Origin of the sequence: Pseudoclavibacter terrae, from assembly GCF_008831075.1 — a bacterium.
Lineage (GTDB): Bacteria > Actinomycetota > Actinomycetes > Actinomycetales > Microbacteriaceae > Pseudoclavibacter > Pseudoclavibacter terrae.
The window spans coordinates 141,305-158,289 of the sequence record NZ_WBJX01000006.1 but is presented as its reverse complement, the minus strand read 5'-3'; the positions used below and the strand labels follow the sequence as shown (position 1 = coordinate 158,289).

The following is a 16,985-nucleotide window of genomic DNA, read 5'->3' as shown; positions in this document are numbered from 1 at the left end:
TGGCGCAGAGCGGTTCGATCGCCCGGCAGCAGCATCTCGCCACAACTCTGCGCCCGGCGCAGCGCCCGGGGCAGCGGCCGGGGCAGCGCACCCGCGGCTCGCGCCTAGCCGAAGAGGTGCGGATCGAGGCCGAGCCTTCGACGCACGAGCAGGGAGATCGACCAGTTCAGGCCGGCAACCGCGAGCATGCCCGCTCCTCCGCCGAGCACCATTGGCGCGCTGATCTCACCGATCCGCAGGCCCGAGGCCTCGTTCGCGACGGCGACCGGCCCGGTCTCCGACGGCGTCGCTCCCCCACTGCTCGTCGCTGCGCCGACCGCCGGGGCCGTCGTGGCTGGCGCCGGCGCGGGTGCCACCGGGTTCGGGACACGCGTGCCGCCCGACGGATTGCTCTGCGTGAGCGTCGGCGCGGCAGGAGCGTTGTACGCGCCCGCCGTTGGCGTGTAGTCCCCTGCCAGGCTCACGGTGAGCGGGATCGTCGGCTTGTAGGCGTCCCGGGCGCCGTTCGACGTGAACCAGTACGAGAACTGCCCGGTCTCCTTCTGGAAGTCGACGAAGTCCGACGGGAACGAGCCCCAGTAGCTCGAGTTCAGCGCGGTCTGGGGCGCCTGCCCGCTCGCCGTGCCCTCGTCGCCGCCGACCACTCCCTGCGACTGTCCGCTTCCGCTGTAGGACACGCCCAGGTAGTCGGGGGTCGTCGTGATGACGTCGGCGCTGGCATCGACTCCCGTGAGGTTCGCGAGCGTGATGGTGCGCTCGCTGAGCCGCACCCATTTGGACGCGTCGGTCATGGATGCGCCGTAGCCGGAGGCTGTCGCGGTGATGGTGCCTCTGCCGTCCCCGCCCACCTTGAGGATCGGGTCGGTCGCGGTCCAGTAGGTGAGCCCTCCGTAGAAGGCGACCGTGAAGCTGCCTCGCCACTGCACGGTGAGCTCCGATCCGGAGCGCGTCGCTTCACCGCCGGTGATGCGCACCTGCGACTCCGTGTGCGAGCCGAGGCGGCTCGTCGAGACGTTGGCGCCCGTGCGGTCGACGCACTTCGTGCCCCAGCTTGCCTGCTGGAAGTCGTTGCCGTTGGGCTTGATGATGGTCACGTTGCCGTCGGCGGATCGGTACTCGCCGGCGTTCCAGACCCGTGACGAGCCGGTGTCCCCCGCCGTGCCTGCTGCGAGGAAGTTGCATCCCCCGAAGAAGGCGCCGCTCGTGGCTTCCGTGTTCAACCCCCAGTAGAAGGTTGCTCCCTCGGCGGATGCACCACCGTCGGTGGGGGCCGTCGGCTCGGCGGTCGGGGGTGTTGTCGGCGTTGGCGGTTCGGGGTTGGGGGTCGTGGTGGGCTGCGGTTGGGCACCGGTGCTGACCTGCTGCGTCGCTGGCGTGCCCGCCTGTGTTGCGAGGTACGGGGTGACGGTGATGGCGTACTCGGTGCTGGCGGTGAGCCCGGACACGATGGTTGAGCCTTGACCCGTCGCATCCGCCGGCACCTGGAGGGCGGCACCGACGGCGACGCCGCCGTGCGTGAGCTGCACCTGGTAGCCGGTCGGCGGGCCGCCACCCGCGGCGGGCCACGTCAGGGTGGTCGTGAAGGAGCTGGCGTCGACGTCGCTGACCGCGATGCCGGGTGAGGCCGTCGGGCCGAGCGGTTCGACGATGGCGAGGCGAATGGCAGGGTCGGGTGAGAGCTCGATGGGTGTCTCGGCGGTGCCGTTGCGGACGGCGAGCGTGAACTCGTGCACTCCTTCGGCGAGGCCGCTGACGTCCCAGGTGCCCACGCCAGCCCCAGCCGTGATCTGAGCGGGGGTGCCGCCCAGTCTCGCCAGCTCGCCACCATCGGCTGCCCGCAGCACGGGCTCCCCGGAGACGTCGACCCCGAGGTTGGCGAACCGCAGCTCGGCCCCCTCCGGGAAGTCGCGCGGCAACCGCTCGTAGACCGGGGTCGCGCTCGCGGACGTGTCGAAGCTCAGGGTGAGCGGCGCTGCGACCTTCTTCGGATCGGCACGTCCACCGGAGGAGTACCAGTAGCTCGACTGGCCGGTCGCCTCGTGGAACGCCACGAAGTCCTGGGGCCACGAGCCCCAGTCGTCGCCTTCGCGAGTCTGCGGGGTGCCGACGTTCCCTGCCTCCACACCCCGGTAGTCGGGGGTGAGGGTCGCGCCGGATGCGGTGAGATCGGCCGGCGTCGCGTCGATCGTCGCGAGCGTGACAGTGCGCTCGGTCAGGGGCTGCCAGGTCGAGGGGTTGTCCATGTCGGCGCCGAATCCGCCGGCAGTGCCGGTGAGCGTTCCCTTGCCGTTCTCGAGCTCGAGCGTGAGCTCGTCAACCGACCAGTACGTCATCCCGCCGTAGAAGACGACGGTGAACGCGCCATCCCACGAGATGCTGGCCGAGCCGGCCTCGAGGTCGACGGAGCCGGTGCCGTCTGCCAGGTTCACCTGGTTGGCGCTCGTCGACCCGGCATCAGTCCCGACCTGGCTCCCACCCGCGTCGAGGCACCTGGACTCCCACGTGGCGGGCACCTGGTTGCCGGCCGCGTCGGGCTTCGTGATGGTCACGTTGCCTGCGCTCGCCGAGTACAGGCTGTCGTCGGTCCAGACCGCCGACTTCCCGTTGTCCCCGGATGCGCCGGCCGAGAGGAAGTTGCAGCCGCCGAAGTAGGCACCCCCTCCAGCCTCGTCGTTCAGGGTCCAGGACAGGTCGACGCCCGCGATCGGCGTCGACGCGGCCTCCGCCGGGTCTGCTGCCATGAGGCCGAAGCCTGCGAGCAGCCCGGTGATGCCGAGTCCGGCCAGGATGCGCGTGCCGATGCCCGGGGCTGGCATGCGCCGTGGCCGCGGGCGGCCCGTCTCGTGCGATTCGAGGGTCACCGTGCGTCCTCCCGGCGACCTGTCGCGCTCGAGAGGATGAGCGTCGGCGCGTCTCGGCCACCCGGCGCCGATTCCGCTGCTGCGTCCCCGAGTGGGCTCGGGTGGCGCGGGATCGGAGCATCCATGGCGAAGAAGTCGACGAGCTTGTCGTTCTCGAGCGGCGCGGGAGACGCGGGGAGGTTCACGAGGCCCTGCTGCGCGGCAGCCGCGCCGAGCCTGCGCCGGGCACGAGCTTCGCGTTGCTCCTGTGCGAGTCGCACCGCCGCCGTCTTCCTGCGCTGCTTCTCGCGCTCCCGCAGTGCCTTGCGTTCGCGTTGCCCGCGCACCTTCTCGAGGGCCGCCGGGTTGACGCCGAGCAGCAGGCTCTTCGCTGCGAGGTAGGCGCCGATGCCGACGGCGAGGCCGACGACGGTGAGTCCGACGAGCAGCAGGACCGGCGCGAGCACGACAAGCCAGGCGAGTGCGTCGCTGACCGAGCCGAGGCCCTGTGAGGACGCCGTGTTCTGCGTGACCGCGCCGACGGGGGCGGACGTCGCGACGGGAGCCGCGTCAGCGGGAGGCGCCTGTTCGACGGGTGCGGCGGGGGCAGCAGCCTCGGACTGCTGGGTGGTCGCCTGAGCCTGAGGCGCCGCGGCCGCCGCCGCTCCCGTGAAGGTGAGCGGCGTGAACGATTCGTTGTTCGTGTTCTTCACACCGTGCGCGCCGATGGTTATGATGCCGCACTGCACGGCGTTGCAATCGACGGAGGTCGCGTTCTGGTCGCGGTCGTAGGTCTGGAACACGGCGCCGGGGATGCGCAGCGTGCCCGACCAGGTGCCGTCGGCCGCGACCTCACCGCCGTTCGCGGCGTAGGAGGTGGATCCGCCGGGGAAGGCCGCGAACAGCTGATAGCCGACGGGGTTCGTCTCGTCGTCGTACACGTAGCGGTAGTCCTCCCCCGTCACGCCTCCCGCACTCGGCTTCCACGAGCCGCCGCTCGGGTCGTCGACCCAGCCGAAGAGCACGTAGATGCCCCCGAATCCGCCCTGCACCGACTGGAATCCGGTGCCGGACACCTGGATCTCGCTCTGGCCGTCCGCCGTGGGCTGTCCGGAGATGGTCACCTGGCCGGCCGCGTGCGCGGGCGCAGCGGAGAGGCCCACCGCGGTGACGCCGAGGGCGAGCCCGAGCGCCGTCAGGATGGCGGCGACCCAGCGAGCTGCGGTGAGCGGAGGCGTGGTTGCGGTCATGCGTGGTGCCCTTCTTCGGCGGGGGTCGAGGAACCGGTGGATGCGCGTTTGGGCACGACGATCGGTGCCCCGGTGAAGGGGTCCGCGAGGATGTGCACTGGATGCTCGTAGACCTGCGAGATGCGCTCAGCCGTGAGCACCTCTGCTGGCGGCCCGTCGGCGACGATGCGGCCGCGGCTAAGGAGCGCGATGCGGTCGGCGTAGGCGGCCGCGAGGTCGAGGTTGTGCACGATGATGACGACCGCGCATCCGGTGCTCGCGTAGCTGCGCACGAGGTCGAGCACCATCTCCTGATGCTTGATGTCCATCGCCGCGGTCGGCTCGTCGAGCAGCATGACCGAGGCGGTCTGCGCGAGGACGCGGGCGAGCGCGGCCCTGGCCCGTTCGCCGCCGGAGAGTGACGGGTAGTGGCGGTCGGCGAAGCGGTCGATGTCCGTGCGTCGCATCGCGCCGGCCGTGATGAGGTCGTCGCGCTCGCGCTCGCTCACCTGCTGCCAGGGCGCGCGGCCCATGTCGACGACCTCCTCGACCGAGAACGGGAACGCGATGTCGACCTGCTGCAGGAGCACGGCTCGGCGCATCGCGAGCTCGGTGTTGGTCCAGGCGTAGCTCGGGAGGCCGTCGATCTCGACGGTGCCGCTGCGCGCATCCACGTCGGCGGTGATGACGTTGATGAGCGTCGACTTGCCGGCCCCGTTGGGCCCGACCAGGGCGAGCACCTCGCCGGCGCGGATGTCGAGGTCGAGGCCCTCGAGCACGGTGCGCTCGCCGAAGTCGACGCTCACGTCGCGGACGGACAGGACCACCTCGCCCGGCGTGGTCGCGCGCGGCTTGCGGATGGGGGTCCTGAGGATGGAGCCGATCATGACCACGCGCCGCCCTTCGCCCGGCTGCGCCGGATCAGGAAGAAGAAGAACGGCCCGCCGATGAGGGAGGTCAGCATGCCGATGGGCAGGTCGGCGTACTCGACGAGGGTGCGGGCGCCGAGGTCGGCGATCGTGAGCAGCAGGGCTCCGCCGAGCACCGAGCAGAGCAGGAGCGGGCGGTGCGCTGGCCCGATGATCATGCGGATGACGTGCGGCACGACGAGGCCGACGAACGCGATGATGCCGGCGAAGGCGACCGCTGCGGAGACGAGCAGGGCCACGTAGATCATGACGATCAGACGTACGCGCTCGACGTTCACGCCGACGTGGCGGGCCGCCTTCTCGCCGAGCGACAGCAGGTCGAGCTGCCTTCCGATCCCGATGGCGAGGACGCACCCCACGACGATGAGCGGGGCGACGAGCCAGACCTGCTCCCAGCGGGAGCCGTTCATGCTGCCCATCTGCCAGAAGACGATCTGCTCGCGCGCCTGCGTCGGCGCGCTGAAGGTTATGAAGGCGATGAGCGCACCGCAGACGGCGTTGACGGCGACGCCGGTCAGGATGAGCGTGATGACGTCGGTGCGTCGGCCGGAGCGGGACAGCGAGTACACGACGAACGTCGTGATGAGGCCGGCGACGAACGCGAAGGTGGGCGTCGTGAACGGGCCGAGGAAGGTGAGGCTGAAGAGGATCGAGAAGCTCGCGCCGACGGCCGCGCCCGCGGAGACGCCGACGGAGCCGGGCTCGGCGAGCGGGTTGCCGAAGATGCCCTGCATGAGCGCGCCCGCGACCGCCAGCGCCGCCCCGACGAGGACGGTGAGCACCAGACGCGGGAAGCGGACCTCCGCGAGCGCGGCCGCCCCGAACTCGTGGCTCGGGCCCGGCAGCCAGGTGATGCCGAGCTGGTTGAGCAGGAAGCCGAGCACCTCGAGGGGCGGGATGTAGAGCTGGCCGATCATCGCGGAGACGAGGCAGCCGGCGATGAGGAGGGTCGTGAGGACTGCCGCGAGCAGCGAGGCGCGCGCCTTCTTGGAGCGGGGTGGCGCATCCGTCGGCTGGGCGACCGGCTCGGGGCGGGCGCGCTCCTCGACACGGTCGACGAGGTCCCAACGTTTCGGCTGCCCCGTTTCTGGCCTCGGGGCGGCGCTCTGCGGTGCTGCCGTTGACACGTTCACGTCTCTGCTCATGCGCCGCTCTCGTCTGTGCTGTCGGTTCTGTCGTCGGCGGGGTCTGCCTCGGGGGCGCGCTCCGGGACGTAGGCGAGCTCTGGCGCGTAGATCGCGGTGCCAAGGGCCGCGAGCACCGACGCCGACCGGGGTCCGAAGCTCATGACCTCGTAGTCGCTCATGTCGACGATGCGCTTGTTCGCGCCGGCCGGGGTCTGCCCGATGCCGGGCAGCTGGACGGCCTCGTCGATGCCGCCGACCGAGGCGAGTCCCATCGTCATGACGATGATCACGTCGGGGGCGGCGCGGACAAGCGCTTCTGCGTTGGTGGGCGACATGCCCGCGAAGCCGACCTCGGTGGCGACGTCGCGAGCGCCGATGCTCTGGATGATCGAGTCGGCGCCTGATCCTGCGCCGAACCAGTAGTAGACGCTGCCGCGCAGGTACAGGAACACGACGCGAGGCTTCTTCTCCGGGTCGGTGGGGGCCATCGTGCCGATCTGCTGGATGGTCGTGCCGATCTCGGCCTGTGTTCGCTGCGAGAGCTTCTCCCCCAGGGTGGGGACGCCGAGCGCATCCGCCACGAACTGGATCTGCGGGGAGACACCCTCGATGCCGTCCTCGTAGGCGATGGGCACCATGACCACGGGGATGCCGGCCTGGCGCAGCTGCAGCTGCACGTCGTAGGGGCCGATCGAGGCATCGGTGACGACGACGGTCGGCGCGAGCTGGAGGATCGACTCCGCGTTGAGCTCGTGCCCGTTCTGCGTGACGAGCGGCAGCTGCTCGTTGCCCGGCATGAGCTTCGTGATGTCGGTGGCGGTGTCGCGCCCGATGAGGTTGCAGCCGAAGCCGAGCCCGATGACGGCGGCCGCGAGCCCGCCGTTCTGGTTGATGGCGAGGATGCGCGTCGTGTCGGTCACGGTCGTCTCCGCGCCATCGGAGCTCGTGAGAGTGGCTGGCAGCTGTTGCACCGCGGTCGCCGCGTCGGTGATGGGGTTGATGGCCGCCGTCTGCGTGTACGCCGTTGTCGGCCCCGCGATGCTCCGCGGATCAGGGAGCTCAGCCGACGTGATCGACGGCAGAACCGGCGCGACCGGGTCCGTCTGCACGGGTTGCGAGACGCATCGCTCGTTGCCCGCGCCATTGGCCGTGCCGATGTTGTGGAACCCGTTGGCCCACAGCACCGAGACGACCACCACCGCGAGTGCCGCCCAGCCGGCGCGACGGATCGTCGAACGGCGGAAGCGGCGGAGCGTGCGTGGCAGGGGCATGGGTTCCTCGGTCGTGTCTGGTCGGGTCGGGGATGCGCGGCAGGTCGGGTGGTCTGGTCAGCCGGTGCGTCCCCGGCGACGAAGGAGCAGCACGGCGCCGCCGAGGAGCGCCAGCGCGCCGACGCCGAGCGCGAAGGCGAGCGGCTCGTTGCCGGTGGAGAGGAGGCCGGATCCGCCGCCGGCGTTCGCGGAACCGTTGCCAGCGTTGGAACCGCCGCCCGTTCCCGTGCTCGGTGCCGGGGCCGCGGTCTGCGGCGTGCCAGGGCCTGCCGTGGGAGTCGGCACTGCCGTCGGCGCTGGGATGGTCACCTCGACGACTCCGGATGGCGAGGTCGGAGCGGGCTCGGCGACCGCCGGCGTCGGACCCGAGAGGCTGACGCCGAGCGCGAGCACGACGCCGGCGACGAGCGCGAGTGCGGCACCTGCCGCGCCTCCCACGCGCGGGGGCGCGAGCTTCTCGGCCCCGAGTCCTGCGTCGTCGCCGTAGCCCGCCATCAGGAGGTCGAGGCGTCGGCGCCGCCAGACCCAGAAGATGACGGCCGCGACGGCGAGGAGCAGGACGACGAGAAGCACGATGAGCGACCAGGGCAGTGCGAAGGCCGACAGCTCGGCGGTGACGGCCACCGGCACGTCGGTGAACGCATCCATCGGCTGCAGGTAGAGCGTGAGCGTCCCACTGAGCGGGCCAACGGCCCCGGTGCTGAGTGCGCGCGTGACGGTGACCGATGATCCTGGCAGGAGTTCTGGCACGTCCGCACCGGTGAGCACGACCGGCGATGAGCCCCCGATGCCGCTGAGGCGCAGGTCCTCCATCGAGGCGAGCCGAACATTGCCGGTGTTCACGAGCTCGTAGCTGACGGTGGTGGTGCCTCCGCCGAAGGGGTTGAAGCCCGCCGCCGACCAGCCCGTGTCGAGGCTCCGAATCTCGGCGGTGGGCGCGAGCGCACCGCTGACCCGCATGTCGATGCGGAGTCCGAGTCGACGCTCGACCTTCACCTGGTCGTCCGAGTCGGCGGGGAGCAGCGAGGCGACGATCGCCGCGGAGTGGTCACCGGGGGTCGCGTCGGCCGGCACGCTGAGCGTGAAGGGGACGTCAGCGCTCGCGCCCGGCTCGAGCGAGATGGACGTGGCGCCCGGAGCGACCCAGAGTCCCGCATCCACAGAGGCTTCGCCGCTCTCGAGGATGTCCACCGCGCCGGTCGCCGTCGTGAAGGCGTCCGCGGCGTAGATCGTCAGGGTCAGCGCACCCTGGCCGGTGTTGGTGACGCTGATGGAGTCGGTGATGACGTCGCCGGGATCGACCTCGTAGGAGAAGTTTGCGCGGCCCGATCCGCGATCACCGTCGACCGTGTCGATGCTCCACGCGGGCGGCTGCGTGGTGTCGGCGTGCGCCGCCGTCGGGGCGAGCGACGACAGCAGCGCCATCAGCGAGGCCGCGACAACGACGGAGGTTGTGGCGCGGATGCGGAGACGGAGGCTGATGGGGAGAGCCATGTGGTCCCTAACGTGGGGCTCTCGCGGTGAGGCCGCGTGGGAGCGAGAGGTGGTGGGGGGCGAGGTGCGAGTGCGCGGAAGCCCCGTGGGCTCCCGCGCACTCCTCGGCGCCTAGGAGATCGCCGAGATGGTGAGGGTCGCGGAGTACGCGCCCTGCTTGGTGGTGGTGGGAACCGACAGGGTGAGGTCAGCACCCAGCGTTGCGCTTGCGGCAGCGTTCGACTGGGCGAGCTTCTGCGCCGAGCCGAGACCCGTCGCGGCCGTGCCGGCGGTGACGTTGTCCGGGTTGCCCGTGAGGACCTTCGGCGACCAGCCGAGGGCCTCTGCTCCGAACGAGTCCGTGCCGTTGCTGAAGTCGGTGGACTGTCCGGAGACGGTCCAGCCGTACGCGGCCGTGCCGCCCGCGCGGGTGTCGGTCACGGCGACGTTGCTGATCGAGCCCGTGGCAACGAAGTTGTCCCCCGTCTGCACGGCGGTGCCGAGGTCGGCGCCGTTCGCGTCGGCCCACGCCCACGAGAACGACCCGGTCTCTGGGTCGACGGGCGGGACGATCTCCGCTTCAGGGATGACGACATCGACGTTGCCCTCTGGCGTGCCGGGAACCTCGACCTCGGGGAGCGTGTAGGCCACCGAGAAGGGCTTCGCCGTCTTGCGCGCGTCAGCCGCGCCGCCGGAGGAGTACCAGTAGGAGGATTGGCCGGTCAGCTCGTTGTACTCGACGAACGACTGCGGGAACGAACCCCAGTTGGCTCCGGTACGCGACTGGGGCGTGCCGCTCGTGTCGACCTCGACGCCGGCGTAGTCGACGTCGACGACCGCACCGGTGGCCGTCAGGTCGACGCCGCTGAACGTCGCGAGGTCGATGGTGCGCGAGGGCAGCGGCTCCCAGATCGTGGCGTCATCCATGGACGCGCCGTAGCCGGAAGCGGTGCCGGTCAGCGTGCCCTCGCCGTTGACGACCTCGAGCTGGATGTCGGAGACGGACCAGTACGTCATGCCGCCGTAGAAGACGAACGTGAACGACCCGTCCCAGCCGATGGTGCCGGACTCCGTGTCCGGGTCGACCGTGCCCGTTCCGCCAGCGAAGTTGACCTGGTTCGCGGAGGACGTGCCCGCCGGAGCCGACACGTTGCCGCCTGCCGGGGTCTGGCACTTCGTGGCCCAGGTCGGCTGAGCCTGCTCGCCAGCCGCGTCGGGCTTGGTGACGGTGACGTTGCCGTCAGCTGTCTTGTAGAACCCTTCCGATTCCGCCCAGACGTGGGAGGAGCCGGCGTTGCCGACCTGACCCGCGACGAGGTAGTTGCAGCCACCGAAGTACGCACCTGCGCCGGACTCCGTGTTGACCTGCCATGAGAACGAGACGTTCTCGACGGTTGATTCGGCTGCCGAGGCCGGTGCCGCACCGAGGCCGAGGCCCGCCGCGATGAGGCCGGCTGCGGCGAGTGTCGTTCCGCCGCGGGCCAGCACAGACGACCGACGAGCCGTCTGATCTTGCACTGCTGTCATGAGTTCTCCTGAGTAGAAGCCACGGCTCCCCGACACGCGCGCAGATGCGCGGCGAGTGCCGTGTCCGAAAGCCTCACCGTGGGGACGCCACCCGGTGGAGCTGGTTAGGTGACGCTAAGTAAGGCAAGGGTTACCTTACGGGAGATTTTCAGGTTCGACAATGGAGTCGCCGGATCCGAGGCGCGGGGCAGCCCGGGACGCTCGGCAACCGCCGCGTTACCTTTCCCCGGTAGCGTTGCCACGTGCTCTCCCCTCTGGACCGATCCGCGGCCGCGCCCACGCCCCGCACCCTCATCGACGTGCTCTCGGCGACAGCGACCGCGCATCCCGACGCCATCGCGATCGATGACGGCGTCGCTCCCCTGAGCTACCTGGACCTGACGGCCTACGTCGCCCAGACGGCAAAGGTGCTGCAGGATGCGGGAGTGCGTCGCGGCGACAAGGTCGGCGTGCGACTCGTGTCCGGCACCCGTGAGCTGTACGTCGCGATCCTCTCCATCATCGCCGCCGGGGCCGCCTACGTGCCCGTCGACGTCGACGACCCGGACGAGCGCGCCTTGCTCGTCTTCGGGGAAGCCAAGGTGCGAGGCACCATCGAGGGTGACGGCGTGTTCGTGCTCGCGGCCGACGGCGAGCAGCCAGCAGGGGTTCCGGTCGACCTCTTCGAGGCCGGCGCCCCGCATCCGGAGAGCAGCAGCCTCGACGAGCTCGAGGGCCCGAGCCTGGACGACGACACCTGGGTCATCTTCACCTCCGGTTCGACAGGGGTGCCGAAGGGCGTCGCCGTCTCCCACCGCTCCGCCGCCGCCTTCGTCGACGCCGAGGCGAAGCTCTTCCTGCAGGCCGAGCCCATCGGTCCAGGCGACCGCGTCCTCGCCGGACTGTCGGTCGCCTTCGACGCCTCGTGCGAAGAGATGTGGCTCGCCTGGCGCTACGGCGCGTGCCTCGTGCCAGCCCCCCGGTCGCTGGTTCGCTCCGGCGAAGACCTCGGGCCGTGGCTCCTGCGCCACCAGATCTCGGTCGTCTCGACCGTCCCGACACTGGCCGCGCTCTGGCCGAGCGAGACCATCGAGCAGGTCAGGCTCCTCATCTTCGGCGGCGAGGCCTGCCCGCTCGAGCTCACGCAGCGCCTCGTCGGCGACGGCCGCGAGGTCTGGAACACGTACGGCCCGACCGAGGCCACCGTCGTCGCGTGCGCCGCGCTCCTCGACGGCAACGCCCCCATCCGCATCGGCCTCCCGCTCGACGGGTGGGAGCTCGCCGTCGTCGACGCCGAGGGCAAGCGCGTCACAGAGGGCGAATCCGGCGAGCTCATCATCGGCGGCGTCGGCCTCGCCCGGTACCTCGACCCGGCCAAGGACGCCGAGAAGTACGCGCCCATGGAGAGCCTCGGCTGGGAGCGCGCCTACCGCTCGGGCGACCTCGTCAAATACGAAGCCGAGGGCCTCGTGTTCCTCGGACGGGCCGACGACCAGGTCAAGATCGGCGGCCGCCGGATCGAGCTCGGCGAAGTCGAAGCGGCGCTGCAAGCCGTCACCGGCGTCACCGGATCCGCCGTCGCCGTCCGCAAGACCTCGGCAGGGGCCTCCATCCTCGTCGGCTACGTCGTGACGGGCCCCGACTACGAGCGGCAGCTCGCGCGCGCCGAACTCGGCGAGCAGCTGCCGAAGGCCCTCGTGCCGCTGATCGCCGAGGTCGACTCCCTGCCGACCCGCACGTCCGGCAAGGTCGACAAGAACGCGCTGCCCTGGCCGCTTCCCGGTGCAGACGAGGTGTCCGGCGACCTCGAGGCCCACAGCGCCTGGCTCGCCGAGCAGTGGCAGGCCGTGCTCGGACTGCCCGTCGCCAGCGAGGACGCAGACTTCTTCGACCTCGGCGGCGGCTCGCTCTCGGCCGCCCAGCTCGTGACGAGGGTGCGCGCCCGCGTCCCCGAGTTCACGGTCGCCGACGTCTACGACCATCCCCGCCTCGGCGCGATGACCGAGTCGATCCGCGAAGCGCTCGACGACGAGGACGAGCTGCCCACGACCTTCAGCACACCCGGGCCGACTCCGCTGTCGGCACGCATCCTGCAGATCGTCGCAGGCCTCCCCCTGCACATCCTCGCCGGCGCCCGCTGGATCACCTACCTGCTCACCGCGAGCGCCCTGCTGCAGCTCCTGCCAGGGTTCGAGGTGCTGCCGGACGCTCCGCTCTGGCTCATCGTCGTCATGCTCGTGGTGTTCGTGACCCCGTTCGGGAAGATGGCGATCTCCGTTGCCGCCGCGCGCATCCTGCTGTTCCGCCTGAAGCCTGGCGACTACCGACGCGGCGGGTCGACCCACATGCGCCTGTGGCTCGCCGAGCAGGTCGCCACGCAGATCGACGCCGTCGGGCTCGCGGGTGCACCCTGGGTCGTCTACTACGCGCGGGCACTCGGCGCGAAGGTCGGCAACAACGTCGACCTGCACTCGCTGCCGCCCGTCACAGGCATGCTGCAGCTGGGCGACGGGGCGGCCATCGAGCCGGAGGTCGACCTGACCGGCTACTGGATCGACGGCGAGCTCGTGCGCATCGGCGGCATCCGCATCGGCGCCGGCGCAACGGTCGGCGCCCGAAGCACCCTCGCTCCCGGCACGAAGATCGGCCAGGGAGCCGAGGTCGCACCCGGCTCCGCGGTCTTCGGCCGCGTCCGCTCCGGCAAGAGCTGGGCCGGCTCCCCCGCCGTCCGGGTCGGCAAGGTGCGCGCGAACGACTGGCCCGCCGAACGCCCGCCGCAGCCCTTCGGGTGGGCCCTCGTCTACGCCGTCGCCTCCGCCGCCCTCGCGCTGCTGCCGCTCTTCTCCTTCGCGGTCGGCGGAGTCGTCGTCGCGATCGGGATGCGCGGTGCAGCGTCACTGGGCGACGCCGCCCTCGCCGCGTTCGCGTGGCTCGTCCCCGCAGTCATCGCGGCGGGAGTCGTCTTCGCGGGGCTCGTCGTGGCCTTCGTGCGTCTCCTCTCGATCGGCCTCACGCAGGGCACGCACCCCGTTCGCTCGCGCGTCGCCTGGCAGGCCTGGTGCATCGAACGCCTCCTCGACGCCGCCCGCACCATGCTCTTCCCGTTCTACGCGAGCCTCTTCACGCCCGTCTGGCTGCGGATGCTCGGCGCCAAGGTCGGCCGCGACGTCGAAGCCTCGACCGTCCTGCTCCTCCCCTCGATGACGCAGATCGACGACGGCGCGTTCCTCGCCGACGACACCATGGTCGCCTCCTACGAACTGCACAACGGGTGGATGCGCATCGAGCGGGCCCGCATCGGCGCGCGAGCCTTCCTCGGAAACTCCGGCATGGCAGCGGCGGGCCACTCGGTGCCCCGCGACGGCCTCGTCGCCGTGCTCTCCGCCGCACCCGCGAAGGCGAAACCCGGCTCCTCCTGGCTCGGCTCGCCCCCCGTGCGCCTCCGCCGCGTGACGGTCGACGGCGACGAGTCCCGCACCTACAACCCGCCCCGGGCGCTCCGCATCGCCCGCGCGCTCTGGGAGCTGTGCCGCATCGTCCCCGTCATCGTCACCTGCGGGCTCGGCCTCGGCGTGCTCCTCGCGCTCGCCGCCATCGAGACCGCCGTCGGCGTCGCCTGGAGCATCGTCCTGTCCGGCTTCGTCCTCCTCGCCGCGGCAGCAGCATCCGCCATCATCTCGACCCTCGCCAAGTGGCTCATCGTCGGACGCATCCGCGTCTCCGAGCAGCCCCTCTGGTCGAGCTTCGTGTGGCGCACCGAGGTCGCAGACACGTTCGTGGAGATGGTCGCAGCCCCCTGGTTCGCACGCGGCGCCGCCGGAACGCCCGCCCTCGCGCTCTGGCTCCGCTCGCTCGGCGCGAAGATCGGCAAGGGCGTCTGGTGCGACTCCTACTGGCTCCCGGAGGCAGATCTGGTCACTCTCGGCGACGGAGCCACCGTCAACCGGGGATGCGTCGTCCAGACCCACCTGTTCCATGATCGAATAATGAGCATGGACACCGTCACCCTCGAAGCAGGCGCAACGCTCGGACCGCACAGCGTGATCCTGCCCGCCGCCACGATCGGCGCCCACGCCACCGTGGGACCAGCCTCCCTCGTCATGCGCGGCGAGTCGGTCCCCGTCGGCAGCCGCTGGAGCGGCAACCCCATCGGCCCGTGGCGCGCGCTCAAGCTCCGCGCCTACCAGTCGAAGGTGTCATGAACCGCGCCGCCGCGCGCGAGCCCCTGCCCGGCAACCCCTACACGCCGCAGAGCGGCGACGTGAGCATCCGCGTCGAGCACTACGACCTCGCCCTCAAGTACCGGATGCAGAACAACCGACTCTCCGGCACGGCGACGCTGAGCCTCCGCGCCACCGTCCCGCTCACCGCCTTCGCCCTCGACCTCGTCGGCCTTCGCGTCAGCAAGGTCGCCGTGCGCGGCGACAAGCAGGCGCGCTTCAAGCAGAGCGACCGCAAGCTGAAGATCACGCTGTCGAAGCCAGTCGAGGCCGGAGCCGCCATCACGCTCGAGGTCGTCTACGAGGGCGCCCCTCGCCCCCGCCGCTCCCGCTGGGGAACCATCGGCTGGGAAGAGCTCGAGGACGGCATCATCGTCGCCTCGCAACCCACCGGCGCCCCGACCTGGTTCCCCTGCAACGACCACCCCGCAGACAAGGCCAGCTACCGCATCCAGGTCTCCGTCGACAGCAACTACGACGTCGTCGCAACCGGATCGCTGCGCTCGAGGCGCTCAGCCGGAGGCCTCACGACCTGGGTGTACGAGGAGGGCGCACCCACCGCCAGCTACCTCGTCACCCTGCAGATCGGACGCTACCGACGCGAAGACGTGCAGCTCGCGGGAGTCGACGGGCACCTGCACTACCCGACCGCCCTCGCCCGCCGCGTGGGAACCGACCTCGCCGACGTGTCTCGCATGATGGAGACCTTCGAGCTGACCTTCGGCCCGTACCCCTTCGACTCCTACGCCGTCATCGTCACGGCCGACGACCTCGAGATCCCCCTCGAAGCCCAGGGCATGGCGATCTTCGGCGCGAACCAGATCGACGGCGCCAGAGGGCAGGAGCGCCTCGTGGCCCACGAGCTCGCGCACCAGTGGTTCGGCAACAGCGTCGGAGTGGGCGGCTGGCAGCACATCTGGCTGAACGAGGGCTTCGCCTGCTACGCCGAGTGGATCTGGGCGGAGGCGAGCGGTGCCGAGAGCGCTGACCAGCTGGCCAGGCACTACTGGCGCTCGCTGTCTGCGCTGCCGCAGGACCTGCTGCTCGGTGACCCGGGTGCCGCCGACATGTTCGACGACCGCGTCTACAAGCGCGGCGCACTCACCCTCCACGCGCTGCGCCTGACCGTCGGCGACTCAGCGTTCTTCGAGATCCTCACGAGCTGGACCGTGGAGAAGCGATTCTCCGTGGCCTCGACCGCGGAGTTCATCGAGCACGCCGCAGCGGTCGTGCCGGACGCCCCGCTCCAGGAGCTCTTCGACGCCTGGCTCTACCAGCTCGCCCTCCCAGATCTGCCCTCGGCGGTCAGAGCGAAGGTGACTCGGCTCCTTCGTTAGCGGGTTCACTGACCAGGCTCGTTTCCCGGTCCGGCTTCCTTGTGGCCACGGCCACGAGGAAGCGCTCCGCGACGGCGCGGTGGATGCGGTAGCTCGCCTCCTCGCCAGCGACGCGAGCATGCTCGTCCCCGTCGGCGCGCCCCTCGCCTGGCTCGAAGCGCACCAAGCTCGAATCGACTCGCAGCCCGCGGCCGTCCGCCTTGAGAACCGCCTCGACGGCGGTCCACCACTCGAGGTCGAGGGCGGGGTCGACCGCATCCCCCGATGGCGCACGGGGCGCTGCGTCTCGGTCTGGGTCTGCGCCTGGGCCTGCGCCTGAGATCGGGAGGGCTCCGGCGGGCCGCGCAGAGGCGGAGTCCTCGTCGATCCGCAGCTCCTCGACGTCGATCCCGAGGGCGCTGACGTCGTCGGCGCTGGCCAACGCCACGAAGACCGTCGTCCCCGCATAGGCGAGGCTGATGAGCACCGGCAGACCCGGCATGCTCGGCTTGCCGTGCGTCGTCGAGCCGCAGTTCGAGCAGACCACCTCGAGCGCCGCGACCGGCGCGAGCCCGCGCTCCCCGCTTTCGAGGTGGGTTCCGCGCTTCCGGATGGCGTGCACGCCATCCGGAAGCGTGGAACCCATCTCGAGGTCTGTGGCGAGGAGGTCTGAGGCGAAGTGGTCAGCCGAGAGGCGCTCGAGGCCGAGCTGCACCAGCAAGCGGCCAGTGAGGAACGCGTCCGCGCGGTCGTCCGCCCGCACCTCGGACATGGCGCGCAGCCGATGACGATCGCCCTCCGACAGCACCTCGAGAGCCCGCAGGCGGTCTCGGCCGCCGAGCGCACGCGCGTCGGCGCTGACGATGAGCACGCTCCCGAGGAGCCGTTCCGTCATCTGCACGCGGCCTGCCTCACGTCTTCGGAAGAGACTCGCTTCGCTGCCGCGGCAGGGCGAGTCGAGCGCGTCGGTGAGCACCCCGAGCACGTCGAGCCCGCCGACTGCGCCTCGCGACCGCCCGCTTCCCCTCGGCGGCGGGCGGCTGGCCCACGCAGAGCAGAAGCCCCGCCTGCTGG

10 protein-coding genes are annotated in these 16,985 nt (G+C 70.9%); 2 read left to right on the top strand and 8 right to left on the bottom strand.

The genetic code is table 11. The features are described from left to right. Nucleotides 1-104: 104 nt before the first annotated feature. From F8O03_RS16030 to F8O03_RS16000, 7 genes are all read right to left on the bottom strand, one after another. Nucleotides 105-2,861, bottom strand: a complete 2,757-nt coding sequence (locus F8O03_RS16030; protein ID WP_151424753.1) for a fibronectin type III domain-containing protein — start codon at nt 2,859-2,861, stop codon at nt 105-107. Next, entirely contained in the window at nt 2,858-4,090 is a 1,233-nt protein-coding gene (locus F8O03_RS16025) for a hypothetical protein (RefSeq protein ID WP_151424752.1), read from the bottom strand. The genes F8O03_RS16030 and F8O03_RS16025 overlap by 4 nt, the downstream gene beginning before the upstream one ends. Beyond that, nucleotides 4,087-4,956, bottom strand: coding sequence for a heme ABC transporter ATP-binding protein (locus F8O03_RS16020; RefSeq protein WP_151424751.1), 870 nt, complete (start codon nt 4,954-4,956; stop codon nt 4,087-4,089). The genes F8O03_RS16025 and F8O03_RS16020 overlap by 4 nt, the downstream gene beginning before the upstream one ends. Continuing rightward, nucleotides 4,953-6,143 carry a FecCD family ABC transporter permease gene (locus F8O03_RS16015; RefSeq protein WP_151424750.1) on the bottom strand — a complete coding sequence of 397 codons (1,191 nt, stop codon included), beginning with the start codon at nt 6,141-6,143 and terminating at the stop codon, nt 4,953-4,955. The genes F8O03_RS16020 and F8O03_RS16015 overlap by 4 nt, the downstream gene beginning before the upstream one ends. Further along, the gene (locus F8O03_RS16010; RefSeq protein WP_151424749.1) at nt 6,140-7,396 is read right to left on the bottom strand and encodes a heme/hemin ABC transporter substrate-binding protein; all 1,257 of its coding nucleotides are present in this window, start codon (nt 7,394-7,396) and stop codon (nt 6,140-6,142) included. The genes F8O03_RS16015 and F8O03_RS16010 overlap by 4 nt, the downstream gene beginning before the upstream one ends. Nucleotides 7,397-7,453: 57 nt before the next feature. Further along, entirely contained in the window at nt 7,454-8,890 is a 1,437-nt protein-coding gene (locus F8O03_RS18650; protein WP_151424748.1) for a WxL protein peptidoglycan domain-containing protein, read from the bottom strand. Nucleotides 8,891-9,001: 111 nt separating this feature from the next. Further along, nucleotides 9,002-10,396 carry an HtaA domain-containing protein gene (locus tag F8O03_RS16000; protein WP_151424747.1) on the bottom strand — a complete coding sequence of 465 codons (1,395 nt, stop codon included), beginning with the start codon at nt 10,394-10,396 and terminating at the stop codon, nt 9,002-9,004. 242 nt (nt 10,397-10,638) lie between these two features. On the opposite strand from F8O03_RS16000, the gene F8O03_RS15995 reads away from it, so the two are divergent. Then, on the top strand, nt 10,639-14,577 hold the full coding sequence (locus F8O03_RS15995) for a Pls/PosA family non-ribosomal peptide synthetase (protein WP_151424746.1): 3,939 nt from the start codon (nt 10,639-10,641) through the stop codon (nt 14,575-14,577). After that, a complete protein-coding gene (locus tag F8O03_RS15990; protein WP_151424745.1) occupies nt 14,574-15,932 on the top strand; it encodes a M1 family metallopeptidase in 1,359 nt (452 codons plus the stop codon). The genes F8O03_RS15995 and F8O03_RS15990 overlap by 4 nt, the downstream gene beginning before the upstream one ends. Here F8O03_RS15990 and F8O03_RS15985 read toward each other — a convergent pair. Continuing rightward, nucleotides 15,901-16,812, bottom strand: coding sequence for a 4'-phosphopantetheinyl transferase family protein (locus tag F8O03_RS15985; protein WP_151424744.1), 912 nt, complete (start codon nt 16,810-16,812; stop codon nt 15,901-15,903). The genes F8O03_RS15990 and F8O03_RS15985 overlap by 32 nt on opposite strands. Nucleotides 16,813-16,985: the final 173 nt, after the last annotated feature.

Excerpts from the sequence above, each read along its gene's own strand:
- F8O03_RS16010 (WP_151424749.1), bottom strand. The coding sequence starts at position 7,396 with ATGCCCCTGCCACGCACGCTCCGCCGCTTCCGCCGTTCGACGATCCGT.
- F8O03_RS18650 (WP_151424748.1), bottom strand. The coding sequence starts at position 8,890 with ATGGCTCTCCCCATCAGCCTCCGTCTCCGCATCCGCGCCACAACCTCC.
- F8O03_RS16000 (WP_151424747.1), bottom strand. The coding sequence starts at position 10,396 with ATGACAGCAGTGCAAGATCAGACGGCTCGTCGGTCGTCTGTGCTGGCC.
- F8O03_RS16025 (WP_151424752.1), bottom strand. The coding sequence starts at position 4,090 with ATGACCGCAACCACGCCTCCGCTCACCGCAGCTCGCTGGGTCGCCGCC.
- F8O03_RS16015 (WP_151424750.1), bottom strand. The coding sequence starts at position 6,143 with ATGAGCAGAGACGTGAACGTGTCAACGGCAGCACCGCAGAGCGCCGCC.
- F8O03_RS15990 (WP_151424745.1), top strand. The coding sequence starts at position 14,574 with ATGAACCGCGCCGCCGCGCGCGAGCCCCTGCCCGGCAACCCCTACACG.
- F8O03_RS16020 (WP_151424751.1), bottom strand. The coding sequence starts at position 4,956 with ATGATCGGCTCCATCCTCAGGACCCCCATCCGCAAGCCGCGCGCGACC.